At 70.7% G+C, this 25,561-nt stretch carries 24 protein-coding genes; 12 read left to right on the forward strand and 12 right to left on the reverse strand.

The genetic code is table 11. From position 1 onward, the window contains the following. Positions 1 to 80: 80 nt before the first annotated feature. Both OG905_RS31130 and OG905_RS31135 read right to left on the reverse strand, forming a co-directional pair. Positions 81 to 1,154 (reverse strand): DUF7847 domain-containing protein, encoded by a 1,074-nt coding sequence (locus OG905_RS31130; RefSeq protein ID WP_328679266.1) that lies wholly within the window; start codon positions 1,152 to 1,154, stop codon positions 81 to 83. A 97-nt stretch (positions 1,155 to 1,251) separates the two neighbouring features. After that, positions 1,252 to 1,713 (reverse strand): MarR family winged helix-turn-helix transcriptional regulator, encoded by a 462-nt coding sequence (locus OG905_RS31135; protein WP_328679268.1) that lies wholly within the window; start codon positions 1,711 to 1,713, stop codon positions 1,252 to 1,254. A gap of 113 nt (positions 1,714 to 1,826) precedes the next feature. On the opposite strand from OG905_RS31135, the gene OG905_RS31140 reads away from it, so the two are divergent. The 3 genes from OG905_RS31140 to dapD are packed head-to-tail and all read left to right on the forward strand — an operon-like array spanning position 1,827 to position 3,749. Next, positions 1,827 to 2,147 (forward strand): DMT family transporter, encoded by a 321-nt coding sequence (locus OG905_RS31140; RefSeq protein ID WP_328679270.1) that lies wholly within the window; start codon positions 1,827 to 1,829, stop codon positions 2,145 to 2,147. After that, a complete protein-coding gene (locus OG905_RS31145) occupies positions 2,147 to 2,716 on the forward strand; it encodes a TetR/AcrR family transcriptional regulator (RefSeq protein WP_328679273.1) in 570 nt (189 codons plus the stop codon). The genes OG905_RS31140 and OG905_RS31145 overlap by 1 nt, the downstream gene beginning before the upstream one ends. 43 nt (positions 2,717 to 2,759) lie before the next feature. Further along, positions 2,760 to 3,749: a 2,3,4,5-tetrahydropyridine-2,6-dicarboxylate N-succinyltransferase gene (gene dapD, locus OG905_RS31150; RefSeq protein ID WP_328679274.1), complete on the forward strand. Its 990-nt coding sequence runs from the start codon at positions 2,760 to 2,762 to the stop codon at positions 3,747 to 3,749. Between the two features lie 41 nt (positions 3,750 to 3,790). Here dapD and dapA read toward each other — a convergent pair whose 3' ends face one another. Further along, positions 3,791 to 4,678, reverse strand: a complete 888-nt coding sequence (dapA, locus tag OG905_RS31155; protein ID WP_328679276.1) for a 4-hydroxy-tetrahydrodipicolinate synthase — start codon at positions 4,676 to 4,678, stop codon at positions 3,791 to 3,793. Between the two features lie 191 nt (positions 4,679 to 4,869). Here dapA and OG905_RS31160 point away from each other — a divergent pair, with 191 nt between their 5' ends. Then, positions 4,870 to 5,496, forward strand: a complete 627-nt coding sequence (locus OG905_RS31160; RefSeq protein ID WP_328679278.1) for a DUF4232 domain-containing protein — start codon at positions 4,870 to 4,872, stop codon at positions 5,494 to 5,496. Between the two features lie 58 nt (positions 5,497 to 5,554). Here OG905_RS31160 and OG905_RS31165 read toward each other — a convergent pair whose 3' ends face one another. Further along, complete coding sequence (locus OG905_RS31165; protein WP_328679280.1) at positions 5,555 to 7,390, reverse strand: endonuclease/exonuclease/phosphatase family protein; 1,836 nt, start codon at positions 7,388 to 7,390, stop codon at positions 5,555 to 5,557. Positions 7,391 to 7,725: 335 nt separating this feature from the next. Here OG905_RS31165 and OG905_RS31170 point away from each other — a divergent pair, with 335 nt between their 5' ends. Then, entirely contained in the window at positions 7,726 to 9,177 is a 1,452-nt protein-coding gene (locus OG905_RS31170) for a hypothetical protein (protein ID WP_328679283.1), read from the forward strand. A 308-nt stretch (positions 9,178 to 9,485) separates the two neighbouring features. Here OG905_RS31170 and OG905_RS31175 read toward each other — a convergent pair whose 3' ends face one another. Genes OG905_RS31175 through OG905_RS31185 form a run of 3 tightly spaced genes read right to left on the reverse strand, consistent with a single transcriptional unit; the run spans position 9,486 to position 11,390 of the window. Beyond that, complete coding sequence (locus OG905_RS31175) at positions 9,486 to 9,938, reverse strand: hypothetical protein (RefSeq protein WP_328679284.1); 453 nt, start codon at positions 9,936 to 9,938, stop codon at positions 9,486 to 9,488. Between the two features lie 14 nt (positions 9,939 to 9,952). Further along, positions 9,953 to 11,092, reverse strand: coding sequence for a hypothetical protein (locus OG905_RS31180; protein WP_443044096.1), 1,140 nt, complete (start codon positions 11,090 to 11,092; stop codon positions 9,953 to 9,955). Between the two features lie 58 nt (positions 11,093 to 11,150). Then, a complete protein-coding gene (locus OG905_RS31185) occupies positions 11,151 to 11,390 on the reverse strand; it encodes a hypothetical protein (RefSeq protein ID WP_328679287.1) in 240 nt (79 codons plus the stop codon). 318 nt (positions 11,391 to 11,708) lie between these two features. Here OG905_RS31185 and OG905_RS31190 point away from each other — a divergent pair, with 318 nt between their 5' ends. The 3 genes from OG905_RS31190 (at position 11,709) to OG905_RS31200 (ending at position 15,715) form a co-directional block, all read left to right on the forward strand. Continuing rightward, positions 11,709 to 13,163 (forward strand): alkaline phosphatase PhoX, encoded by a 1,455-nt coding sequence (locus OG905_RS31190; RefSeq protein WP_328682698.1) that lies wholly within the window; start codon positions 11,709 to 11,711, stop codon positions 13,161 to 13,163. 441 nt (positions 13,164 to 13,604) lie between these two features. After that, positions 13,605 to 15,182: a TROVE domain-containing protein gene (locus OG905_RS31195; protein ID WP_328679289.1), complete on the forward strand. Its 1,578-nt coding sequence runs from the start codon at positions 13,605 to 13,607 to the stop codon at positions 15,180 to 15,182. Positions 15,183 to 15,484: 302 nt separating this feature from the next. Continuing rightward, complete coding sequence (locus tag OG905_RS31200) at positions 15,485 to 15,715, forward strand: hypothetical protein (protein WP_215093417.1); 231 nt, start codon at positions 15,485 to 15,487, stop codon at positions 15,713 to 15,715. Positions 15,716 to 15,794: 79 nt separating this feature from the next. Here OG905_RS31200 and OG905_RS31205 read toward each other — a convergent pair whose 3' ends face one another. From OG905_RS31205 to OG905_RS31215, 3 genes are all read right to left on the reverse strand, one after another. Then, positions 15,795 to 17,012, reverse strand: a complete 1,218-nt coding sequence (locus tag OG905_RS31205; RefSeq protein ID WP_328679290.1) for a TerD family protein — start codon at positions 17,010 to 17,012, stop codon at positions 15,795 to 15,797. A 71-nt stretch (positions 17,013 to 17,083) separates the two neighbouring features. Next, on the reverse strand, positions 17,084 to 17,302 hold the full coding sequence (locus tag OG905_RS31210) for a hypothetical protein (protein ID WP_328679291.1): 219 nt from the start codon (positions 17,300 to 17,302) through the stop codon (positions 17,084 to 17,086). Between the two features lie 76 nt (positions 17,303 to 17,378). Continuing rightward, positions 17,379 to 18,188 carry an NAD-dependent epimerase/dehydratase family protein gene (locus OG905_RS31215; RefSeq protein WP_328679293.1) on the reverse strand — a complete coding sequence of 270 codons (810 nt, stop codon included), beginning with the start codon at positions 18,186 to 18,188 and terminating at the stop codon, positions 17,379 to 17,381. 235 nt (positions 18,189 to 18,423) lie between these two features. Here OG905_RS31215 and OG905_RS31220 point away from each other — a divergent pair, with 235 nt between their 5' ends. From OG905_RS31220 to araD, 4 genes are all read left to right on the forward strand, one after another. Further along, entirely contained in the window at positions 18,424 to 19,368 is a 945-nt protein-coding gene (locus tag OG905_RS31220; protein WP_328679294.1) for a 5-dehydro-4-deoxyglucarate dehydratase, read from the forward strand. Continuing rightward, positions 19,365 to 20,528: a hypothetical protein gene (locus OG905_RS31225; RefSeq protein ID WP_328679295.1), complete on the forward strand. Its 1,164-nt coding sequence runs from the start codon at positions 19,365 to 19,367 to the stop codon at positions 20,526 to 20,528. Before OG905_RS31220 ends, OG905_RS31225 begins: the two co-directional genes overlap by 4 nt. 109 nt (positions 20,529 to 20,637) lie before the next feature. Then, positions 20,638 to 21,549: a dihydrodipicolinate synthase family protein gene (locus tag OG905_RS31230; protein ID WP_328679296.1), complete on the forward strand. Its 912-nt coding sequence runs from the start codon at positions 20,638 to 20,640 to the stop codon at positions 21,547 to 21,549. Next, positions 21,546 to 23,270 carry an L-arabinonate dehydratase gene (araD, locus tag OG905_RS31235; protein ID WP_328679297.1) on the forward strand — a complete coding sequence of 575 codons (1,725 nt, stop codon included), beginning with the start codon at positions 21,546 to 21,548 and terminating at the stop codon, positions 23,268 to 23,270. The genes OG905_RS31230 and araD overlap by 4 nt, the downstream gene beginning before the upstream one ends. Positions 23,271 to 23,362: 92 nt before the next feature. Here araD and OG905_RS31240 read toward each other — a convergent pair whose 3' ends face one another. Both OG905_RS31240 and OG905_RS31245 read right to left on the reverse strand, forming a co-directional pair. Then, positions 23,363 to 24,814, reverse strand: coding sequence for a peptidoglycan D,D-transpeptidase FtsI family protein (locus OG905_RS31240; protein ID WP_328679299.1), 1,452 nt, complete (start codon positions 24,812 to 24,814; stop codon positions 23,363 to 23,365). Between the two features lie 104 nt (positions 24,815 to 24,918). Beyond that, positions 24,919 to 25,536 (reverse strand): response regulator, encoded by a 618-nt coding sequence (locus tag OG905_RS31245; RefSeq protein WP_443044097.1) that lies wholly within the window; start codon positions 25,534 to 25,536, stop codon positions 24,919 to 24,921. Positions 25,537 to 25,561 lie beyond the last annotated feature (25 nt).

The raw sequence follows: 25,561 nt of genomic DNA on the forward strand, positions 1-25,561 counted from the left end.
GACGTACTTGGGCGGCTCCGACAACACCGCGAGTGTGCGTGCCAGGCGTCGCGGGGCAGGCGCGACTTCTAAAACACGCCCTAGTAGCCGGCGGGCGGTACGGCGGCGGCCTCGGCGAGGGTCGGGGCCAGGTTCTCCGTGCGGATGCGGCGGTCGATGTAGAGCAGGCTCGCGATCAGCTGCGGGAACGCGGCGACCACCACCTGTCCGATCAGCTGGCTCACCAGACTCAGGACGATCGCACCACCGAGGAAGACCATGACCTGCGATCCGGTCGGGTCGGAGCCGAGGTCCGAGCTGCCGATCGCGCCGGGGAGCATCTGGACGAGGCTGAGCGGCAGTTGGATGACATAGGCCGCGATACCGGCCATGACGCCGGTGAGCAGCGTGATGCCGAAAATCCGCCACCAGTCGCCGCGGACCAGCTTCGACGAGCGGCGCATCGCCGCGATCGCGCCCTGGCCCTCGAAGACCGCGGCGGCCGGGGCGAGGGAGAACTTCACCCACAGCCAGACGGCAAGCGGCGCCGTCGCCATGGCGCCGACGAAGGCCAGCGGGGGCACGATCAGCGGCCCCGTGCCTGCGGCCAGGAGCGCGATCATCAGGCCGACGAAAGCGGTGAGGAACAGGGCGACCGGGATCACGGAGACCAGGGCGACGAGGAACACCGTGCCGATCACGGCCGGTACGCGGGCTGCCGCCCGCCGCCAGACGACGCCGAACGTGGTCGGCCTGCCCAGCACCGCATCCTGGAGGATCGCCGGAACGGAGGCGTACACCATCGCGGTGGCCAGCAGGAAGGTGATCATGCCGATGCCCCAGACGGCGAGGAAGGCGAAGAGCAGCGGACGGATGTCGTCCCAGACGGGAGGCTCGTCGCGCGTCGCGTCGTAGATCGCGCGCAGGTGGTCGCCGACGACGGCGTACATGATCGCCAGTGCGACACCGACAGCGACCGCCGCCGCGCCGTAGACGGCCGCGGCTATGCCGAACAGCTGCTTCCAGTAGCGGCCGATCGTGCTGAAGGCCCCGCCGAGGATGTCGCCGAGGCCGAGCGGGGCCAGCGGGATCACCCCGGGCCTGGGCGGCGGCGGGGGCGTCCAGCCGCCCCACCCCGGAGGTGGTCCGGGCGGAGGTGTGTTTCCGTATGCCACTGAGTTGTCTCCCGCGCGTCGTCGGCCCGGGCGCCATGAGCCCCGGTGTGTTCTGCCTGGTCGGACGGGACACCGTAGCGGGATGGGGCGGGCCGGGTCACCGTGCCCCCCGCTTCGCCTCTCTCGTCTCGGCCGTCGCCTTGCGCAGCGCGGGTGTGGCCTGCTCGAAGTAGCGGACCAGGACGCGCAGTTCGTCGGGGCTGAAGCCCGCGAAGACCTCGGCCATCCGGCGGCGGGCGGCGCCGAACGCCGCCTCGTCCTGCTCCGGGGTGAGGGGCACGGACTCGACCACGACCCGGCGGCGGTCGGCGGCGTCCAGGCCGCGGCGGACCCGGCCGGCCCGCTCCAGCCGGTCGACGAGCCGGGTGGTGGCGCTCTGCGAGAGGCCGATGCGCTCGGCGAGCCCGCCGGTGGTGAGGGGGCCCGCGAGCTCCAGTGTGCTGAGGGCGTAGACATCGGTGGGGTTCTGGCCGAGGGTCGCGGCGGCGGCCTGGCCGTGCAGGACGACGGCGGTCAGATAGGAGCGGTGGATGCGTGCGAGCTCGTCCTGGTCGGACATCGTCCGCCGCCTTTCGTCGGGTCTTACCCTGCCGGTTGCTTGCGCCCGTACATATATATTGCCCGATCCGCCGATGTGTACGAGCGTACGCAACGATGTGTACCCTCGTACACATGGGATACGGACTGCTGGCCGCGGCGATCGCGGCGGAGGTGGCCGGGACGACGGCCATGAAGTACAGCGAGGGCTTCACCAGGCTGTGGCCTTCGCTGCTCACCGTCGCGGGCTATCTGCTCGCCTTCACACTGCTCGCGCAGACGCTCAAGACCCTGTCGGTGGGCACCGCGTACGCGATCTGGGCGGGCGTCGGCACGGCCGCCGTCGCCGCGATCGGCATGCTCTTCCTGGGCGAGTCGACCAGCCTCGTCAAGCTCGCCGGGATCGCCCTGGTGATCGTCGGGGTCGTCGTGCTCACCCTGGGCGGTGCGCACTGATGGCGCGGCGGTACGACCCCGAGCGGCGCCGGCGCATCATCGACGCGGCGATCCGGGTGGTCGCCACGAACGGCATCGGGGGACTCAGCCACCGCACGGTCGCGGCCGAGGCGGATGTTCCACTCGGCTCGACGACCTACCACTTCGCCTCTCTGGACGAGCTGATGGTCGCCGCGCTGCGCCGGACCAACGAGGGATTCGGGGCGGCGGTACGGGACAGCGGCGCGCTCGCCGACCCCGGCGCCGATGTCGCCGAGGAACTCGCCCGGCTGATGGGGGAGTGGCTCGCCGGGGAGCGCACCGGCGTGGAGCTGGAGTACGAGCTCTATCTGGCGGCCCTGCGGCGGCCCGCGCTGCGGCCGGTCGCCGCGGAGTGGTGCGAGGGCCTCGCCGAGATCCTGGCCCGGCGGACCGATCCGGTCACGGCACGGGCGCTGGTGGCGCTGATGGACGGGATCTGTCTGCAGGTGCTGCTGACGGACACGCCGTACGAGGCCGAGTACGCGCGGGAGATGCTGGCCCGGATCATCGGGGCGCTGCCTGACGGCGGGCCCGCGACCGCGACGTGAGACCGGTTCGCACCCGCCCGCCCTCGCCGGTTAGGTTCTCCTCATGACCGACACCACTGCTCCTCGCACCACCGGCGCCGTCGCCGCCGGGCTCGCCACCCTCACCACCGACGGCACCGTACTCGACACCTGGTTCCCCGCCCCCGAGCTGTCCGCCGAGTCCGGCCCCGCCGGGACCGAGCGGCTGACCGCCGAGCGTGCCGTCGAGCTGCTCGGCGAGGGCGCCGCCAAGGCCATCGGCCCGGACGCCCGCCGTGGCGTCGAGGTCGTGGCCGTCCGTACGGTCATCGCCTCGCTCGACGACAAGCCGCTGGACGCACACGACGCGTATCTGCGCCTGCACCTGCTGAGCCACCGGCTCGTCCAGCCGCACGGCCAGAACCTGGACGGCGTCTTCGGGCTGCTTTCCAACGTCGCCTGGACCTCGCTCGGCCCGGTCGCCGTCGACCAGGTCGAGACCGTGCGTCTCAACGCCCGCGCCGAGGGCCTGCACCTCGCCGTGACCAGCATCGACAAGTTCCCGCGGATGACGGACTACGTCGCGCCCAAGGGCGTGCGCATCGCCGACGCCGACCGCGTCCGCCTCGGCGCGCACCTCGCCGAGGGCACGACCGTCATGCACGAGGGCTTTGTGAACTTCAACGCCGGCACGCTCGGTACGTCGATGGTCGAGGGCCGCATCTCCGCGGGCGTCGTCGTCGGCGACGGCTCCGACATCGGCGGCGGCGCGTCCACGATGGGCACGCTCTCCGGTGGCGGCAACGTCCGGATCGTCATCGGCGAGCGCTGCCTGATCGGTGCCGAGGCGGGCGTCGGGATCGCGCTCGGCGACGAGTGCGTGGTCGAGGCGGGGCTGTACGTCACGGCGGGGACCCGGGTCACGATGCCCGACGGGCAGATCGTCAAGGCGCGCGAGCTCTCCGGCGCGAGCAACATCCTCTTCCGCCGGAACTCGGTCACCGGGTCGGTGGAGGCGCGTCCGAACAACGCGGTGTGGGGCGGACTCAACGAGGTCCTGCACAGCCACAACTAGCCGGCCGGGGGCTCCGGCCCCCGGACTCCTCAGCTCCTCCGTCAAACGCCGGAGGGGCCGGGTTCCAGCTCCTCGTACGCCGCACGCAGCCGGTCGACCGCCTCGCGCCCCGCGGGCCGCAGCGGCTCGCGGACCGGGCCCGCGTCCAGGAGGGCCTTCGCCGTCACCGTGCCCGGCAGGCCCGAGGCCATCATCAGTTCGGCCAGCGGGAGCGTGCGGCCGTTGAGGCGGGCGGCCTCGGCGGTGTCGCCCTTGTCGTACGCGTCGAGCACCGCGCGCAACCGGCGCGGTGCGACGTTCGCGACCGTGCTGACATAGCCCGCGGCGCCCACCGCGTACAGCGGCAGGTTCAGCTCCTCGCAGCCCGAGTAGTACGCCAGCGAGGTGCGGGTGATCACCTTGGCCGAGCCGAGCAGGTCGTACGCGCAGTCCTTGACGGCGACGATCCGAGGATGACAGGCCAGGCGCAGCATCGTGTCGACCTCGATACGGGTGCCGGTGCGCCCGGGGATGTCGTACAGCATCACCGGCAGTGCCGTCGCGTCCGCGACCGTAAGGAAGTGCGCCTCGATCGCGTCCTGCGGCGGGCGGCTGTAGTACGGAGTGACCACCAACAGGCCGTCCGCGCCCGCCTGTTCGGCCGCGCGTGCCAGCTCGACCGTGTGTCGCGTGGACGCGCTGCCGACGCCCGCCACGACGGACGCGGTGTCACCGACCGTCTCGCGCACGGCGCGTACCAGCGCCGTCTTCTCGGCGTCGGTCGTGGTCGGGGACTCGCCGGTGGTGCCGTTCAGGACCAGTCCGTCGCAGCCCTCGGCCACCAGATGGGCCGCGTGGCGGGCGGCCGCCTCCAGGTCCAGCTCCCCGGTGGCGGTGAAGGGCGTGATCATCGCGCAGAGCGCGCGGCCGAAAGGGCGTGAAGGGCTCATGTTCCGCAGTGTCGGCCCGCTGGACAGTGAAGGTCCACTTAGATCTGCTTGGGGTGAGGGGCAAGCAGTGCTCAAGAGTGGCACTCGGCGGCCCGCCGGCATCACCTTGAACGGGCAGGCATGGCTTGCGCGTTCACCTCTGACATGATCGGGTTCCGGGCGAGGCAGGACCGACATGGGGGGCATCTGCTGTGAAGCGGACCGGAGTGGTGACGGCGGCTCTGATGGCGGCTGTGGTGCTGGGCGGCTGTACGAGCGAGAAGGAGCCGCCGCGGGGCGCGGCGGACCCCAGTTGGAAGTGGCGGGTGAAGCCCGACTCGCTGTCCGCGTCCCCCGTCCCCCAGTACGGTGCGCTGCCAGGGACTCCGACGCAGGGTCCGACGCCCACGCCGACGGCGTGCCCCGCCTCCGGTGTGGTGATCACCAGCGGTGAGGTGAACGCCGCGACGGGCCGCCGGGCCACCGTGATCACGTTGCGGAACTGCGGGCGAAGCGCGTACCACGTCAACGGCTATCCGCAGGTGGGGGCCCTGGACAAGGATCGCGAACAACTCAAACTGAAGATCACACACGGTGAGGCGGACGCGGGCAGGGTCCGGGGCCCTGAGCCGATCACGCTCGCGCCCGGGAAGAGCGCGGTGTCCGTGCTGAACTGGACGAACCGCGTCACCTCCTTCGACCCGCCGAAGCCCGGCGCGTATCTGGTGATCGCGCCGTCCGCGGACGAGGAGAAGCAGACGCTGCCCTTCACGCTCGACATGGGCACCGCGGCCGAACTGGACGTCACGGCCTGGGCTGTTGACCTCAGCCAACGTTGATGGTTGACCGGTACACGCCCGCGCTGAGCTACCGCGCGGGCGTGTACCGGCATACGGCCTACGGGCGGAAGCGCAGGACCTGAGGGTCGTGGTCGCTGTTCTGGTCCGCGAACTCTGCGTTGATGTGCACGCTGTCGTAACTGAAGTCGTCGATCGCCGGGCTGGTCAGGATCTGGTCCAGAACCTGGCTGTTGCCCTGGAAGACGTACGAGTAACGCTGCGAGCGCGGCAGGGACTTGACCGCCGGGTACAGCGCGCCGCCGTCGGTCAGCGCCTTCGTCGTCGCCGAGAACTCGAAGTCGTTGATGTCGCCCAGGACCAGGACGTCGGCGCGGCAGTCGGTCTTGATGATGTCCTTGACGAAGGTGTTCACGGCCTGCGCCTGCTGCAGGCGCTTTGCCTCGGAGGACCGGTTCGGCGGCTGGTGGTGCGAGACCAGGCTCTCGTCGCCGCCCTTCGAACCGAAGTGGTTGGCTATCACGAAGACCGTGCGGCCGCGGAAGGTGAACTCACCGGCCAGCGGCTTGCGGCTATTCTCCCAGGCGGTGTTCGCCGGGTCGATCCTGCCGGGGGAGAGCGTCAGGGCCGCACGGCCCCGCTCCCCCTCGACGACGGCGGTCGCCGTCTTCGCGTCGCCGCCCGGACGGTCCGTGAAGGAGACCCGCTCGGGGTTGAAGAGGAAGACCTGGCGGATGTTGCCGCCGGGCTCGCCGCCGTCCTTGTTGTTCTCGGGGTCGATGCTGCGCCACTCGTACGCCGGGCCGTCGGCTGCCGCGATCGCCGCGGTGAACTTCTTCAGCGTCTCGCCCGCCGTGACGACGCCGGTGTTCTTGGCGCCGTTGTCGTCCTGGATCTCCTCCAGGGCGAGGATGTCGGGCGAGGCGAGGTTGTCGACCACCGCGGCTGCGAGCGCGTCGAACTTCTCCTGCGGGTCGCTCGGGTCGAGGTTCTCGACGTTGTACGTGGCGACCGCGAGTTCGCCGCGGCTCTGCTTGCGCGTCGACTCACGCTTCAGGCCCTGGTCGGTGACCGTGCCCAGCGTGCGCGCGGTGATCGTGTAGCCGCCGAACTGGTTGAAGTCCAGGGGGCCTTCGGTCGTGCCGGAGAGCACATCGCCGACGTTCGCCTTGGGGAAGGGCTTCTCGGCGAGCGGCGCCAGCTGCTGGATCTGGAGCCGGCCGGTGTTCTGCGCGGTGTAGGAGCCGTAGAGCGTGCCGCCGCGGGGGGTGCGGTGCTCGGACGGCTTCACCGTCACCCACAGCTCGGCGTACGGGTCGGTGGCGCCGACGACGCGGGAGGTGCCGATGCGTACGTCGGTGCCCTCCAGGGACTCGTAGTAGTCCAGGGCGTACGTGTCGGGGTCGAGCGGGAGCGCGTTGATGCTGTTGCCCGCGGCGGCGTCGCCGGTGGGGGCGTACGCCGAGGGCACCGACCGGGCGGAGACCGTGACCGGCGCGGGCAGCGCGTTGCCGGAGGAGACCACGGTGACCGCGGGCTTGGCGATCTGGGTGAGCGACTGGTTGCCGGAGGACGTGCCGCCGGGGATGTACTCGCCGACCGTGCCAGAGACGAGCACGCTGTCGCCGACCGCGACGGTGGGGGCGGAGCCCGTGTAGACGAAGACGCCCTCGCTGGTGGCCGGGTTGTCGTCGGCCTGCGGGTCCTGGAACCAGAAGCCCTTGGAGCCGTAGGTCCGTACGCCCGTGACGATGCCGGGGACCTCGGTCACCTGCTGGCCGGCCAGCGGGGATATCCGGGTGGCGCCCTGGATGTCATGGATCCGGACTCCGGCGGCGGCGGATGCGGCGGAGGAGCCTGCGAGCAGGCCGGCGGCCAGCGCGACGGAGACGACGGCCGCGACGGCGGCGGTTCTCGGTACGACGGAGGAAGGCATCAAGGGTTCTCCGGATGTGAGGGATGAGGGGTGGTGCCAAAGTTCTACGCGCGTCAATCTCTTTGCTGGGCGGGGGAGTTGTCAAGAGTCGACGGGTGTACGGAGGGGGACGGGACGGTGAACCCGGGTGCGGGCGGGGTGGCGTCGGGCAGGACTGCCCTGGGCGCCAGGGCGTGTTTTGGGATCTGGCCTGCCCCGCGGGGGGACGGCGCTACTTCTGAAACACGCCCTGGGCGGCTGTCCCGCGCGCAGTGTCCGGGCGCGGCGAAACCCGGTGAAATACGTCTACGCTGGGTGCCGCCCGGACCCCGTATGCCCGCGAGGAGAAGCACCAGATGCCCGAAGACCGCCCCACCCTCCCGCCGGTTCGTCTGCACTCGGAAGCTGAGCTGGCGCGGGACGCGCTGGCCACGCCGCTGCTGACCAGGGCCGTTCGGCTCGCCCGCTGGGCGGGGCCGGACACGCGGGTCGGCGCGGGCGGCGAACTCGTCGACGAGCAGCTTCCCGCGGCCGCCGAAGAGCTGGGCCTCGGGGCCGAGGGCGACGGCCCCGCGTATGCCAGTGAGGCGTGGCGGGCAGCCGTCGACACCGGGCTCGTCGAGGTCCACGACCCCGCCGACGACGATGCCGAGCACGGCACGGTCACGGAGGGCGAGAACCTCGCGGTGATCACCTCGGGCTCGCCGCAGGACATCCTCGCGATCTGGCTGGACGCGCTGGAGGCCGTGCACGCCGATGCCATCGCGCCGCTCCTCGACGACCTGGCCGACGCGATCCGTGAGGACGGCGAGATCGACTACGAGTCGCTGGACTGGGACCCGGACGCGGAGGCCGAATTCCTCGACGGGGTCCTCGGGAACCTGTATCTGCTGACCGTCACGGAGGGCGGCGCGGGGGACGAGCCGGTGCCGCTGCCCGCGCTCGCCGCGTCGATGATTGTCCCCGACGACATGGGCGAGCCGACCGACGACGTCCTGGAGCAGGTGTCGGTGGCGATGATGCGTCTGGACGACCAGTTCCAGCTGTTCGAGCCGGTCGGCCTGGTCGAATACCGCCCCGTGGACGAGGCGTTGATGGCGGAGGAGGGCGAGGAGCCCGCACCGCCCGTGGACGACGAGGACGTCTCCCGGTACGGGATGGTCAAGCTCACGCCGCTCGGGCTCTACGGCATCCGGGCGCGGATGCTGGAGGCGGGGATCGACGCGCCGGCGGTCGGGGAGCTGGCCGGCAAGGGCGCGGACGTGCTGCTCGACGGGCTCGCGCGCTACCCCGAACTGGCGGCGCGGGCCGAGACGGAACAGTGGCTCGCCCGGCGTGAGCCCGCCGACTCGGCACGCGATCTGCTGGCGGCGGCGCGGGGCGCGGACACTGGCGCCCCGCTGCGGCGCCTGCACTGCCAGCAGGCGCTGACCCTGGTCGGCCCGCAGGCCGAACCGGCGGTCCGGGCGGTCCTCGACGATGTGGAACTGGGCGGCCTGGCACGGGTCTGGCTGGCGGAACGCGGCGCTTCGGACGTGCCGGCGCCGCCGGAGTCGATGATCTTCTGGCTGGCCATCGACACGATCGCGGCGCAACTGGACGCGTCGGACGGGGACCTGGAGGAGCTCCAGGGCCTCGTCGAGGGCCTGGTGGGCCAGCACAGCGGCTTCTTCGACGCGGCGTGGCGGGTGGAGCACCCGGGGACGGCGGATGTGCTGGAGGCGATGGGGAGGCTGCACCCGGACAAGCGGGTGGCGAAGGAGGCGCGCAAGGCGGCGTTCAAGGCGCGGTCGCGGTCGGGGGGTTGAGATTCCCCCACCCCGCCCTTCCCGTAACTGGGGGCGAGCCCCCAGACCCCTCGGGGGAGGAGGGGACAGGGGGCTGACGCCCCCAGGTCCCCCCGGGGCGCGCACGCTTCGCGGCGCGGTGGGGCTCCGCCCCAGACCCCCGTATGCGACCTTCGGCCGCATGTCCTCAAACGCCGGACGGTGCTGAAATGTGCGGCAGGGCCGCACATTCAGCCCCGTGGGGGTCCCCCCGGACGAAGTCTGGGGGAGTTTGAGGCGCGGGGTCCGGGGCGGAGCCCCGGTTCATCAGGCGAACCGCCAGGGGATCGTCAGCACTCGTACCGGGTCGTGTGCTTGAACGACGACGTCGCGCCCTCGAAGCCGTACGTACCCCGGTACGCCGGCGGGTTCTGGTACTCACCGACGATCGTGATCGTGTTCGCGCACGAGCCCTGGCCCGCCCGCTTCGCGTCCAGCCGGAGCTGGTCGCCGATCGTGCCGCCCGTGATGTTCCACGGCGCGCCGCAGATGCCGGATGTGATCTGGCCGCCCGTCACCACATGCGGGTAGGTGTTCGGGTTGTACTTCAGCTCGATCGCGAACGTCACCTGGCCGTTGTGCAGTTCCAGCTTCGCCGTCGCCTGGAGCGCCTCCGCGGAGACCTCCATCGGCCTGGCGAACGCCTCGTCGCGCGTCTTGACCTCCGCGCCCTGCGGGTTGAGATAGCGGTGCTCGGCGTGAGCCTGCGCGCCGCCCTTCTGCTTGCGTGCCTGCGTGGTCATGGTGCCCCCTCCCGTCAGGCCAGCTGCTCGGCGATTTCGACGCGCAGCAGCGCGCGGACGTTCTCGATGTGGTTCGCCACGGTCACGACCGACGAACCCGCGAACAGCAGACCGACCGCGACATTGTCGAAGGAGGTCACCAGCGAGCCGGAGTCGCCGCCCGCCGAGATGTTCGTCGTGAGGATCTGGTCCTTGAAGCGGGCCGTACCCGCCGTGCCGTAGTTGACGTCGATCGTCGCGTCGACCGCCACGATCCGGCCGAAGCTGACGTTCGTCGTACGCCCGGTCTTCTTGACCAGGTCGCCGACCGCCACATTCGCCCTGCGCCGCCAGGCCCGCGGCGCCGCGCCGAAGTACTGTTCGCGCGTCGCGTCCTCGAACTCGACCTTGCCGAGCGCCGCGTCGACGACGTTGTTGTGCCGGTCCAGCGGGATCTGCGGTGCGAACTGGATGGTGATGAACCGGTCCAGCGTCGCGATCCGGTCCGCCGGGTCCTGACCTCCGTCGAACACACCGGGCTGCACGATCGGGCTGCCCAGTTGCGCGCGGTTGGAGTCCGCGAGCACGTGGTTGTTGCTGAGGATGTAGAACTTCCCCGGCAGACCGAGCCCCGGCCCCGGCGGATCCGTCGTGGCCCCGGGCAGGAAGTCGTACACCACGGTGCCGAGCGTTCCGGCCGTCACCCGTACATTGCCCACCGAGATCCCGGAGGGCGCGGGCCGCAGCCGGCGCCGCAGGAGCTGGGGCTCCAGCGTGCCCATCTCACGGAGCTCTTCGAGCAGCGGCTGCGACAGCTGTGAGAGCTGGTCGGCGACACTGCCGTCGGGCCGGTACGCCGCCTCCGGCTCCACCCCGCGACGCGGCTGCTGCCGCTGCCGGCGCTGCGCGGAGACATGACCGACCGCGATCACATCGGTCGGCGTTCCGTCGTCCATCTGCCGTGGGATCACATCCCGTTCGGGCAGCATCGACTCCGGGACCTTCTGGGTCACGAAGACGAGCACGGCCTCTTCGCCCGTCGCGCGTCCGTCACTCCACTTCACGCCGTGGCCGAAGCCGACGACATTGGCGAGCGGCGCCTGCGGTCGCAGGAAGTCGCTCATCGCTTGTTGCCGCGAGCTGTCACTGACCTGCCCGCCGGTCGGTCCTCGCATCATTTCGGGCTGGCTTGTCACGCCAGTCCACCTCTTCCCCTGGTCCGAAGGGGTTCCCTCAGCGCTCCTGGTCATGGGCGGTCACATCACCGATGGCGAGCACGCGCACCGGTACGCCCTCGAGCTGTGCGGGAACCACGTCTTCTTCCCGGAGCCGGTCACGGGGCACTTTGCGGGTGACGAAGACGACGATCACGTCCACGCCCGAGTGCTCGTCCCTCCCGGTGCCGACACCGGTCACATTGGCCAGCCGCATGAGCCGGCTCTCATGGAGTTCGCGAGCCCGTTTCACGTCCATCCGCGATGGCTCGCCTCCCCCCGCAGGTGGTGCAGGTGTAGGGCATGTCTATTGCCAGGGCCCTCGGGGGTCAAGGAGTACCGCACTAAATCATGGGTTTGGTTATGATCCGTTCCTGATGACCTTCTTTATGAAGATTATTCGGACGGGTCGTCAAGTACGCGGACGCAAAGCCGAGTTGAGGTTGCCCAACCCTCCGGAGGCATTCATGCTCGTCGGGGCCTCTCAATGTCGGCCGGAGTTCAATCGCCGTTCAGGCACGCGCGGAAGTGTGTGCCCGTCATCAGCCAGCCGGATGTGTTCCTTCAGGAGTACTCGATGCCGCTCACCCGCAGGGAATTCACCAAACAGTCCGCGCTCACCGGCGCCGGCGTCGCCCTCACCGGCGTCGTCGGCTCGCTCGCCACCGCGCCCGGCGCGCTCGCCGCGGAGGACACGGCCGAGACCGCCGAGACCGCCGGTCACGGCCACCACGAGCCCGGCTACGGGCCGCTGATCCCCGACCCGAAGCAGATCCTCGCGCTGCCCGCCGGATTCAGCTACCAGATCATCACGCACAGTGGCGTCACCAAACTGGACTCGGGTGAGTTCACCCCCTCCAACCACGACGGCACGGCCACCTTCGACGGGCCGCGCGGGGTGACCCTCCTCGTCAACAACCACGAGCTCAAGGGCCCCCGCTCCGGCTGGAAGTACCCGGTGCCGCTCGCCGAGGGTCTCGTCTACGACCCGGCCGCGTCCGGCGGCTGTTCGGTCGTCGAGGTCCACCGCAGCGGCGAGGTCGCCCAGTGGGTCGGCATCGCGGGCACCTCCACCAACTGCGCCGGCGGCCACACCCCGTGGGGCACCTGGCTCACCTGCGAGGAGACCGAGGATCTCGCCGGCAAGAACGGCATGACCAAGGACCACGGCTACGTCTTCGAGGTCGACCCCTACGACCGGCGCGTCAACCGTGACCCGAAGCCCGTCAAGGCCTTCGGACGGTACGCCCACGAGGCCGTCGTCATCGACCCCAAGCGCGACCACGCCTATCTGACCGAGGACGCCTCCGGCCCGAACGGCCTGCTCTACCGCTGGGTCCCGCCGCACGGTTTCAAGCACGGCCGCGGGCACCTCCGGCACCTCGCCGACGACGCGGGCGTACTCCAGGCGACCAAGTGCTACGACTCCGGGGGCCGTTTCGTCGACGACCTGTCCCGCGCCACGAAGATCGGCACGGTCTACGGCGTCGACTGGGTCGACGTGCCCGACCGCGACGGCCGCACGACCCCCGTACGCAAGCAGTTCGCGGACAAGGACATCACCCGCGCCCGCAAGCTCGAAGGCATGTGGTGGGGCGACGGCGGCGTGTACATCGTCTCCTCCTACGCCCGCGCGGAGAGCCCCGGCGCGGCGCACGACGGCCAGGTCTGGTTCTACGACCCCAAGCGCCGCACCCTCACCCTGAGGGTGCTGCTCGGCGTCAACCCCGACCCGTCCAAGGACGGCGCGTTCGACGGCCCCGACAACATCACCGTCTCTCCGTACGGCGGCCTGGTCATCGCCGAGGACGGCGAGGGTGTCCAGCACCTGTTCGGCGCGACCGACCGCGGGCGCACCTACCCGATCGCCCGCAACGAACTGAACATCGGCACCGAGGAGGAGCCGGAGTTCAGCGAGTTCACGGGTGTCGTCTTCTCGCCCGACGGACGGACGCTCTACGCCAACATCCAGACCCCGGGCATCATGCTCGCGATCACCGGGCCCTGGAAGCGCCACGCGCAGCGCGACTAGGAACAGGCGTCAGACGACGCGGTTGTACGCCCGTACCGTCTTCGCGGTGCGGGCGTACCAGCCCGCCGCGTCATCCCACCCGCGGCCGTAAAACCCTTGGCGCAGCCGAAGGTTGCCCTCCTAGAGTGATCCATGTCCGAGGGGGAAGGCAGGGCCTTTCCGGGACATCACAAACTCATGCACCTCCCGGTGCGCAGGCTGCGGCTACTTCCTCTTACGAAATCACGCCGCCGCCACCTTTGATCTCGGGAGGCTCAGCATTCGGGATGCCCGGTGCGCAGGCAACGGTTACTTCTCGGACCGGGAGGATGCGGGTTCAAATCCCGCCCAGCCACGGTTGGTGGAGCAATCAGGAAGCTCGCCCGGCTACAGTCCGTCGCCGACCCCTGATCTCGGGCACCCCTTTTGCTGCGCTTTCCCCAGGAATTCGGGGGAATTCACATGGCACGCTTCAACACCCGCACCGCGAAGGCGGGAGCGACCTCGCCCGTGCGCTCGACCGGCCGCGCCCTGCGTACCCATCAGGGCGGCACCGGCTCCGAGCGTGACGCACGCTCCGAGCTCTTTCTGCTCGCCGTCGCCAACTTCGTTTCGCAGCAGACCTTCTACGAGTCCGCCGGCGGCCGCGACGACCGCTTCACCCGTCTTGTGCGCAAGCTCGCTGTCGAGGACCCCGCGTGGACCGCGGGACTGCTCGGCTGGCTGCGCGGCGAGGGCAATATGCGAACCGCCTCCATCGTCGGTGCCGCCGAATACGTCAAGGCGCGCCTCGACGCATCCGCGACCGCGGGTCCGACGAACCGTCAGGTCGTTGATTCCGTACTGCGCCGCGCCGACGAGCCCGGCGAACTGCTCGGCTACTGGACCTCGCAGTACGGCCGCAATGTGCCCAAGCCCGTCAAGCGCGGCATCGCGGATGCCGTGGCGCGCCTCTACAGCGGAAAGTCGCTGCTGAAGTACGACACCGCGTCCAAGGGCTATCGCTTCGGCGACATCCTCAATCTGGTGCACGCGGCGCCCGATCCCGCGAAGCCGTGGCAGGGCGCGCTGTTTCAGTACGCCCTCGACCGCCGGCACAACCCGGACAGCGCCGAGCCGCCCGCCTCGATCCGTACCCTCACCGCCCATCGGGCGCTGATGGCCCTGCCGGTCGCCGAGCGGCGCGCGGTGATCACCGCGCCCGGCGCCGCCGAGCGGCTCGCCGAGGCGGGGATGACCTGGGAGGCGCTGGCGGGCTGGCTGCAGGGCCCGATGGACGCGGCGGCCTGGGAGGCCGTCATCCCGTCCATGGGAGCGATGGCACTGCTGCGCAATCTGCGGAACTTCGACCAGGCCGGGGTCTCGGACACGGTCGCGGCCCAGATCGCGGCGCAGATCTCGGACCCCGAAGTCGTCGCGGCGTCGCGGCAGTTCCCGTTCCGCTATCTCGCGGCGTATCAGCACGCCCCGTCGCTGCGCTGGGCGTACGCACTGGAGAAGGCGCTCGGCCACTCGCTGGCCAATGTGCCCGCGCTGCCCGGCCGGACGCTGATCCTGGTCGACCGCTCGGGTTCCATGTGGTCGCGCCTTTCGGACCGCTCCGAGCTCAACCGGGCGGACGCCGCCGCGGTGTTCGGCGCGGCGGTGGCCATGCGGGCTCAGAGCGCGGACCTCGTCGAGTTCGGCACGGGCAGCGCGCGGGTGAAGTACCGCTCGGGCGAGTCCGTACTGAAGGTCCTCGGGCGCTTCGGCGAGCTCGGCGGCACCAACACCACCGAAGCCGTCCGTAAGCACTACAAGAAGCACGACCGGGTGCTGATCGTCACCGACGAGCAGGCGGCGTACAGCTACTACGGCGACCCGACCGAGCAGGTCCCGGCGCACATCCCGGTCTACACCTGGAACCTGGCGGGGTACCGGGCGGGGCACGCGCCCTCGGGCAAGCCGAACCGGCACACCTTCGGGGGCCTCACGGACGCGGCTTTCCGTATGGTGCCGCTCCTTATGCGGGGCCGGGACGCCGACTGGCCCTGGGCCTGAGCGCCGCCGATTGCCGTGTGTTCTTCGACACCGTGGTGGTGTGCTCGGTGACCGGCAGCACACAGGCCGGGACGGCCGCGGGATTTCGGGGCTCCCGAACGCCGCCTCACTCATCGGAGTGGAGCGCGCACTGAGGGACACGGACATCGAGCTGGAGCCTGAACGACCTGGTCAAACGCGGGGAAATCGGCGCGGTACCGAGGGTGTTTCCGGCCTGTCTCGGCGGCCGGCCGGCGCTCAGCGTCGACAGCGCGCGGTTCCGACGTGGCGTGGCGGGCCCCCGAGGGCCCATACTCCAGGTAATGACAAAGTCAGCCGGATCCCGCCGCTATTTGCCCTCCAGTCCCTTCAACAAACCGGCCGCGGCCGCCCCGCCGATTGAGCAGTACGAAGTGGGCGACCGGGTCTCGCACGACCAGTTCGGGCTCGGAAGAGTCATCGCAGTCGAAGGAGACAACGCCGCCGTGCTTGTCGACTTCTCGGGGCGCCAGGGAAGAATCCTGAGCCCATACTCCAAGCTGGCCAAACTCTGAAGACCGTGGCCGCCGGGCCCGCCATCACCTGAGAAGCGGTGGCGGACCCGGCGGTGTCGGTCGTAGGGGGCTGTCCTGGTCACAGCGCCTGGGCGGCGGGCTTGACCATGCCCCGCACCGTGCGGGACTTCGCGAAGTCGCCCATCGCGGTCATCTCCCATTCGCCGGAGAACTGCTTGATCAGCTTGGCCATCATCACGCCGGTCTGCGGCTCCGCGCCGGTCAGGTCGAAGCGGACCAGCTCCTCGCCCGACGCCGCGTCGATCAGCCGGCAGTAGGCCTTGGCGACCTCGGTGAACTTCTGTCCCGAGAACGAATTGACGGTGAAGACCAGACCCGTCACATCGGCCGGGATCCGGCCGAGATCCACGACGATCACCTCGTCGTCACCCGCACCCTCACCCGTCAGATTGTCGCCGGAGTGCTTGATCGCGCCGTTCAGGATCGACAGCTTGCCGAAGTAGCAGCTGTCCACGTGGTTGCGGTTCGGACCGTAGGCGATGACGGAGGCGTCGAGGTCGATGTCCTTGCCGCGGAAGGCGGGCTCCCAGCCGAGGCCCATCTTGACCTGGGAGAGCAGCGGGCGGCCGCCCTTGACCAGCGAGACCGTCTGGTTCTTCTGGAGGCTGACCCGTCCCTTGTCCAGGTTGATCTTCCCGGCGCCGGGGGCCGGAGCCGCGGGGGGAGCGCTCGGCGGGGGCGGCACGGGCGCGGAGAGAAGCGGATCGGCAGGCGGGGCGGGTGCGACCGGTGCCGGGGCGACGGGAGTGGGGGCTGAGGGTGCGACCGCGGGCTCCTCGTCGACGGAGACGCCGAAGTCCGTGGCGATGCCCGCCAGCCCGTTCGCATAGCCCTGGCCGACCGCACGGGCCTTCCAGACGCCGTTGCGCCGATAGATCTCCACGACGACCAGCGCGGTCTCGGGGCCGAGCTGCGGCGGGGTGAAGGTGGCCAGCGCGCTGCCGTCGTCGGCATTGCGGATGGTGGCGGTGGGCTCGATGCCCTGGAAGGTCTGGCCGGCGGCGTCCGGGCTCGCCGTGACGACGATCTTCTCGATGCCGGTCGGGACGGCGGAGGTGTCCACCACGATCGCGTCGGGGGCGGTGCCCCCGCCGGAGCGGTAGCTGACGCCGGGGCCCGCCGGCTGGTTGTAGAAGATGAAGTCGTCGTCGGAGCGCACCTTGCCGTCGGCGGTGAGCAGCAGGCCCGATACGTCGAGCCGCACCGGGGCGGCGACGTCCACCGCCACGCGGGCGGCGGAGAGAGGGATGTTCGAGCCGGGGGTCATAGCTGTCATGCCAGATGTAACGAGCGAACGCGCTTTACCGTTCCCTTACCTTTGGGCCGACTCTCGATTCATCTCCCGCGCTATCGGTTGCGCGGGTGGTTGCGGGCCGTCCGCTCGTTGCCGAATTTGTACGCGCCGGTCCAGCGGGCCATGACCAACTGGGGGTCGCCCGAGCCCACCTCGGCCAGGAACTTCTCGGCGCGAGTGCCGCGCAGCGTCCCGGCCGCGCGGCCGCGGTGGGCGATGACAACGCTGCCGTCGCCGTGCTGCGCGTAACTGAATCCGAAGGGCTTGGCCATGCCCGACATCCTGGCCGGGGCACGGCCCGTTCGGCACGCGATTTTTCCTCCCCCCGTGGATGCCCGGCGCGACCGGTCAGTACGGCCACCGGGGCGGGTTGGTGGTGAAGTGGCCGCCCAGATGCGCGTGGTCCGGGTTGTCCGGGTCGAGTTCGCCCTGTTCGGCGACGAGCTTCTCGGCGTACTGCTCCGAGTCGTCCTGCGGCTCGTAGCCCAGCGAGCGCGCCGTCGACAGGTCCCACCACAGGCGGGTGTTGGCGGACGAGCCGTAGACGACGGTGTGGCCGACGTTCTCGGCGGTGAGCGCCGCGTGGAAGAGGCGGGCGCAGTCGCCGGGGCTCAGCCAGACCGACAGCATCCGCACCGAGGTGGGCTCCATGAAGCAGGAGCCGATGCGGACGGAGACGGTCTGAACGCCGTGCAGGTCCCAGTACAGCTGGGCCAGGTCCTCACCGAAGCACTTCGACAGACCGTAGAAGGTGTCCGGGCGGCGCGGGGTGTCGACGGGGATCAGGGGGTCGTCCCCCTGGGGGCGCGGGGTGAAGCCGACGGCGTGGTTGCTGGAGGCGAAGACGATGCGCTCCACGCCCTCTTCGCGGGCCGCCTCGTAGAGGTTGTACGTCCCTTCGATATTGGCGCGGAGGATCTTCTCGAACGGGGCTTCCAGGGAAATACCGGCGAGGTGGATGATCGCGTCGACGCCCCGTACCGCCTCGCGCAGCGCCTCTTTGTCGGCGAGGTCTGCGGTGATCGCGTCCGGCACGCCCTCCATGGAGGTGGCGTCGAAGAGCCGGAGCTCGTAGCCGTACGCGGGCAGGAGCCCCCGCATCAGCGTGCCGAGGCCGCCGGCGGCGCCGGTGAGCAGGACGGTGCGGGGAGCGGGCATGGATGGTTCTCCTCGAAGCTCAGGTCCATAGATGGAATTCACATGCATGGACGTGCGGGGAAGTGGTCCGACCGCTGTCAAGTGTGGCGCGGACGGGTCGACTTCGCCTCTGAGTTGCGGCTTTCCGTCTTGACCCGCCCTTCGCGGCTGCCCTAGCGTTATGGCGTTCAGGAATATGGACGTCGATCAGAATTGTGCACGTGTCGTAGGCTCGGTGCACGCCCAGGGAGCGCCCGTGACCTCAGCCCCGCTCGCCGCCCGGCTCACCCGGGTCCAAGGACCGCTGTTCTTCCCCGTCACCGCGTACGGACCGGACGGCGCCCTGGACCTCGATGCCTTCCGCACCCATGTCAGACGCGGCATCGACGCCGGTGCGGCCGCGGTCTTCGCGTGCTGCGGCACGGGCGAGTTCCACGCCCTGACCCCCGAGGAGTTCGGCGAATGCGTCGCCGCGGCCGTCGCCGAGACCGCGGGCGAGGTGCCGGTCGTCGCCGGCGCGGGCTACGGCACCGCGCTCGCCGTCCGGTTCGCGAAGATCGCCGAAGCCGCGGGAGCGGACGGACTGCTCGCGATGCCGCCCTATCTCGTCGTCGCCGACCAGCACGGACTGCTGCGGCACTACACCGCGCTCGCCGAAGCCACCTCCCTCGACGTCATCGTCTACCAGCGCGACAACGCCGTCTTCACCCCCGAGACCGTCGTCGAACTCGCCCGGGCCGACGGCATCATCGGCCTCAAGGACGGCTACGGCGACCTCGACCTGATGCAGCGCATCGTCGGCGCCGTCCGCCGCGACCTGCCCGACGAGGAGTTCCTCTACTTCAACGGACTGCCCACCGCCGAACTCACCGGCCTCGCCTACCGCGGCATCGGCATCACCCTGTACTCCTCGGCCGTCTTCGCCTTCGCGCCCGACATCGCCCTCGCCTTCTACCGCGCGCTGATCACCGGTGACGACAAGACCGTGGGCCGGCTGCTCGACGGCTTCTACGGACCCCTGGTCGAACTGCGCAATCTCGGCCGCGGCTATGCCGTCTCCCTCGTCAAAGCGGGCGTACGGCTCGAGGGGCTCGACGTCGGCGAAGTGCGGCCGCCGCTGAGCGAACCCCTCCCCGAGCACATCACCGCCCTCGCCGACCTCATCGAACGGGGCCGCGCGCTGCTGGAGGACGGCGCGTGAGGACCGCCGCCTTCCTCTACCCCTGGGACGTCCTCGGCGACCCCGACGCCGCGGCCCGCGTCGCCGATCTCGGCGTCCAGCAGGTCACCCTCGCCGCCGCCTACCACTCCACGCGCGCCCTGACCCCGCGCCACCCCCGGCACCGGATCGTCACCGCGCAGCACGCCGCCGTGCTCTACGAGCCGGACGAGCAGCGCTGGGCGGGCCGCGAGCTGCGCCCGTACGCCGCGGGGGACTGGGCCGTCGGGGACGCGTACGGGGAAGCCGCATCGGCCCTCGCGGACGCCGGGCTCGAGGTCCACACCTGGGTGGTCCTCGCCCACAACTCCCGCCTGGGCGCCGACCATCCGGACACCTCCGTCGTCAACGCGTACGGCGACCGCTACCCCTGGGCGCCGTGCATCGCCCAACCCGCTGTCCGTGCCCTCCTGGTCGACCTCGCGGCCGAGGCGGCGAACCGGCCAGGTGCCCGCGGCACCGAGCTGGAGTCCTGCGGCTGGTACGGCCTCGCGCATCTGCACGCCCACGACAAGACCGCGGGCGTCGCGCTCGGCGACGCGGCGCAGTATCTGATGTCCCTGTGCTTCTGCGGCTCGTGCCGGGACGGTTACGCGGGGCATGGCCTGGAGGCGGAGCTGCTGGCCGCGGCCGTACGCAACGCGCTCGAGCCCGTCTGGGCGGGTGCGGCGCCGGCCGACGCCGGGATCGAGAAGCTGCTCGGCCGCGAACTGACCGCGACGACACTGGAGTTCAGGGCGCGGACGGCCCGCACCCTCCAGGAGGCCGCCGTCACCGCGGTGCGGGCGGCGGCTCCCGACGGCTTCCAGGTCCTGCTGCACGCCGACCCGGTCGCCCACCACTGCGGCGCCAACGCGGGCGTCGACCCGGCGCACATCCTATCCGTCGCCGACGGCGTGGTCGTGCCGTGCACGGGCGGGCCTGCGCCGGTCTTGCCCTTCGCGGAACAGGAGGCGGCCGGGTCGGTGCTCGCGGCGAACCTCACGGTCGTGAGCGGGATGGGCGGCAGCCCGGGGACGCTGGGGGAGGACGCGGCGCGTGCGGCGGCTCTGGGGGCGAATGAACTGCGGCTGTACCACGCGGGGTTGGCGTCGGACACGGACCTGGCGGCGGTGGGGGCGGCGCTGTCGCGGCTGGGCTGAAGGGGGTTTCGTTCCCCACCCCGCCCTCCCCCTTCGGCCTGGCCGCCGTGGGAGGTACCCCCATCCCGTACAAGGGGCTTCGCCCCAGACCCCGTATGAGGAGGACGCGATGACCGAGCCCCAACTCCCCGCCCTGCGCACGGCGCTCGCCGATGTGGTGGCGATCCCGGTGACGCCGTTCGCCGCGGACGGCAGCGTCGACGAGAAGGCCCAGCGAGCCGTGCTGCGGCGGCTGCTCGACGCCGGGGTCACCACCCTGACGCCGAACGGCAACACCGGCGAGTTCTACGCCCTCACCCCCGACGAGCGCCGGCGCGCCGTCGAGCTGACCGCCGAGGAGGCCGCGGGAGCCGCGACGATCGTGGCCGGGGTGGGTCACGAGGTGCCCACGGCCGTCGCCGCCGCGCTGCACGCGCGCGACGCGGGCGCCCAGCTGGTGATGGTGCACCAGCCCGTGCACCCGTACGTCGCACAGGACGGCTGGATCGACTATCACCGGGCGATCGCCGACGCCGTTCCCGGACTCGGCGTCGTCGCGTACATCCGCAATCCCCTGCTCGCGGGCCGGGCACTGGCCGAGCTCGGCGACCACTGCCCCAATGTCGTCGGCGTCAAGTACGCGGTCCCCGACGCGGCCCGCTTCGCCGCCTTCGCGCGCGACGCCGGCCTGCACCGCTTCGTCTGGGTGGCCGGACTCGCCGAGCTGTACGCGCCCTCCTACTGGTCCGCCGGCGCGACCGGCTTCACCTCGGGGCTCGTCAATGTCGCCCCCGCCGTCTCGCTCGCCATGCGCGACGCGCTGCGCGAAGGTCGCTACGCGGACGCCATGACCGTCTGGGAGCGGATCAGGCCCTTCGAGGAACTGCGCGCGGCTTACCAGTCCGCCAACAACGTGACCGTCGTCAAGGAGGCCCTCGCCTCCCTCGGCCTGTGCCGCCGCGAGGTGCGCCCGCCCGGCCGCACCCTGCCCGCGGACCAGCGCGCCGAGGTCGCCGCCCTGGTCGCGGGATGGGACGCATGACCGCCAGGCGCCCCAAGGAACTCCGCAGCCAGCAGTGGTACGGCACGGACGGACTGCGCTCGTTCAGCCACCGAGCCCGCACCCGCCAGCTCGGCTACCTCCCCGAGGAACACCTCGGCAAGCCGGTCGTCGCCGTCCTCAACACCTGGTCCGACATCAACCCCTGCCATGTCCACCTGCGCGAGCGGGCCCAGGCCGTCAAGCGCGGCGTCTGGCAGGCGGGCGGCTTCCCCCTCGAATTCCCGGTCTCCACGCTCTCCGAGACCTTCCAGAAGCCGACCCCGATGCTCTACCGCAACATGCTGGCGATGGAGACGGAAGAGCTCCTGCGCTCCTATCCGGTGGACGGCGCGGTACTGATGGGCGGCTGCGACAAGTCCACGCCCGCGCTGCTGATGGGAGCCGCCAGCGCCGATCTGCCCGCCGTCTTCGTACCGGCGGGGCCGATGCTGCCGGGCCACTGGCGCAATGAAGTGCTCGGCTCCGGCACGGACATGTGGAAGTACTGGGACGACAAGCGAGCCGGACTGATCGGGGAAGCCGAGCTGGCCGAGCTGGAGAACGGCCTGGCCCGCTCGCCGGGCACCTGTATGACCATGGGCACCGCATCCACCCTGACCGCCGCCGCGGAAGCGCTCGGTGTCACCGTCCCCGGCGCGTCCTCGATCCCCGCCGTCGACTCCGGGCACGAGCGGATGGCGGCCGCGTCCGGCCGCCGGATCGTCGAGCTGGTGCGGCAGGACCTGAAGCTGTCGAAGATCCTCACGCGGGAGGCGTACGAGGACGCGGTCGCCACCGTCCTCGCCCTCGGCGGCTCGACGAACGCCGTGATCCATCTGATCGCCATGGCCGGACGCTCGGTGGTTCGGCTCACGCTCGACGACTTCGACCGCATCGCCCGTACGGTGCCGGTGCTCGCCGACCTCCGGCCCGGCGGCCGGTATCTGATGGAGGACTTCCACTTCGCGGGCGGACTCCCGGCGTTTCTGGGGCAGTTGACCGACGTACTGCATCTGGACCGGCCCACCGTCGCGTATCCGACCCTGCGCGAGCAGCTCGCGGGCGCCCGCGTCCACAATCCCGATGTCATCCGCCCGCGCGACAACCCCCTCGCCCAGGAGGGCGGTGTGGCGGTGCTGCGCGGCAACCTCTGCCCCGACGGCGCGGTCATCAAGCACATCGCCGCCGAGCCCCGGCTCCTCCGTCACACGGGCCCCGCGGTGGTCTTCCCCGACTACCGCACCCTGCAGCGGACCATCAACGACCCGGAACTCGGGATCACCGCCGACCATGTACTGGTGCTCCAGGGCGCGGGCCCCAAGGGCGGCCCCGGCATGCCCGAGTACGGGATGCTGCCGCTGCCCGACCATCTCCTCAAGCAGGGCGTACGGGACATGGTGCGGATCTCGGACGCCAGGATGAGCGGGACGAGTTACGGCACCTGTGTGCTGCACATCGCGCCCGAGTCGCACGTCGGCGGACCGCTGGCGCTGGTCGAGAACGGCGACCTGATCACCCTGGACGTCGCCGCGCGCACGCTGCGGCTGGAGATCACGGACGAGGAGCTGGCGCGGCGCAGGGCCGCCTGGACGCCGCCGCCCGAGCGGTACGAGCGGGGGTACGGCGCCCTCTACGGCGAGCAGATCACCCAGGCGGACACCGGCTGCGACTTCGCATTCCTTGCCAGACAGGGCAAGAGCCCGGATCCGTACGCGGGTTGACCCCGCGCTCGCCACGGTCGTCCCCGCCCAGGCGGCGGCGCCCGCGCTCTTCGGCGTGAAGTAGCCGTCGGGCTTCAAGCCGCCGTGGGCGGTCAGGACTTCAGGGCCGCGGCCATCATCTTCTGGGCGATGGGCGCGGCCAGCCCGTTGCCGCTGACCTCGGAGCGGGCCGCGCCCGAGTCCTCGATCAGGACGGCGACCGCGACCTCCTTGCCGCTGTCGGAGTCCTTGGCGTAGGACGTGAACCAGGCGTACGGCGTCTTGCTGTTGTTCTCGCCGTGCTGGGCGGTGCCCGTCTTTCCGCCCACCTCGGCGCCTTCGACCTTGGCATTGGTCCCGGTGCCGTCCTCCACGACGGTCACCATCGCGCTGCGCAGCTGCTCGGCGGTGGACGAGGAGACGATCCGCTTCGATGCCGCGTCCTCGTACGACTGAAGCGTGTTGCCGTCCGCGTCCACGACCTTGGAGACCATGTGCGGCGCCTGCAAGACGCCGTCGTCGGCGATCGCCGCGGAGACCATGGCGAGCTGCATCGGGGTCGCGGTCACATCGAACTGGCCGATGCCGCTGTAGGCGGTCGAGGGCTTGTCCATCCCGGTCGGATACACACTGGGCAGGGCCCGCACCGGGGAGTCCTGCTTCTCGTCGTTGAAGCCGAACTTCTCCGCCATCGCCCGGACCTTGTCCTGGCCGAGGTCGACCGCCAGCTTCCCGAAGACGTTGTTGCAGGAGTACTGGAGCGCGGTGCGCAGGCTCGCGTTCTCGCAGGGTGCGGACTTGTTCTCGTTCTCCAGGACCCTGGTCGTGCCGGGCGGGGTATACGGATCGGGACTGTCCGTCTTCGTGTCCACCGAGTCGTAGAGACCGTCCTCCAGGGCCGCCGCCGCGACCACCAGCTTGAAGGTGGAACCGGGCGGCAGCGGCTGCCGCAGCGCGCGGTTGACCAGCGGCTTGTCCTTGTCGGACAGCAGCTTCTTCCAGGCGTCGCCGTTCGTCGTCCCGCTGATCTTCGAGGGGTCGTACGAGGGCGTGCTGACCATGCCCAGGATCTTCCCGGTCTTCGGGTCGATGGCGACGGCCGCGCCCTTGGTGTCGCCGAGCGCTTCGTAGGCCGCCTTCTGCACCGCGGGGTCGATGGTGGTGAGCACGTCGCCGGGTTCCTGCTGCTTGCCGGTGAGCGCGTCGACGGGGTTCTTCAGCCGGCTGTCCGTGCCGTCCAGGACATGGCTGTAGATGCCTTCCAGCTGGGTCGCGCCGTATGCCTGAGAGCTGTAACCGGTGACCGCGGCGTAGAGCGAGCCGTCGGTGTAGGTGCGTTTGTAGGCGAGGTCGCTGCCCTCCGTCCTCTTCGAGCCCGTGATCGGTGACCCGGCCACGATGATGTCGCCCAGCGGCTGCGCGTATTGCGCGATGATCTTCCGCCGGTTGTGTTCGTCGTCCGCGAGGGCCCGGGCTTCGTACGCCTGCACCCAGGTCGCCCGTATCAGCAGGGCGAGCACCAGCAGCAGCGAGAAGACCGCGGCGTTCCTGATCGTCTTGTTCATCCCATATGGGGGACGCCCGGGCGGGACGTGGCGTTCCGGCCGGCCGGGCTTCTCAGGGAATCCTCATCCGCGAGCCGTGCCTCAGCGCGGTGACGAGCCGTGCCTCAGCCCGGTGAGATGAACCCCGACTCGTACGCCGCGATCACCGCCTGGGTACGGTCCCTGGCGCCGGTCTTCGCCAGGACCGAGGCCACATGCGTCTTGGTCGTCGCGGGACCCACGCCCATCCGCCCGGCGATCTCCGCGTTCGTCAGCCCCGTCGCCATCAGCCGCAGCACCTCGGCCTCGCGCTCGGTCAGCCGCGCCGCCCACGGTGGTGCGGCGGTGGTGCGGCGGCCCCCGTACTCGGCGGCCAGCGAGCGCACGGCCGCCGGGAAGAGCAGCGAGTCGCTGCGGGCCACCAGACGGACCGCCTGGACGAGTTCCTCGGCCGCCGCGCGCTTGAGCAGAAAGCCCGCGGCCCCCGCGCGCAGCGCGTCGTACACATAGGAGTCGTTCTCGAAGGTCGTCACCACAAGGATCCGCGGCGGTTCGTCGAGCGTGGCCAGGATCTGCTCCGTGGCCCGTATGCCGTCGATCTCCGGCATCCGCACATCCATCAGGACCACGTCGGGGCGCAGCTGACGCACCACCGGCACCGCCTCCGCGCCGGTGGACGCCTCGCCGATCACCTCCAGGTCGGGCTCGGCATCCAGGATGACGCGCAGCGCCGTACGTACCATGCGCTCGTCGTCGGCGAGGACGATC

Source organism: Streptomyces sp. NBC_00322 (assembly GCF_036147535.1).
Lineage (GTDB): Bacteria > Actinomycetota > Actinomycetes > Streptomycetales > Streptomycetaceae > Streptomyces.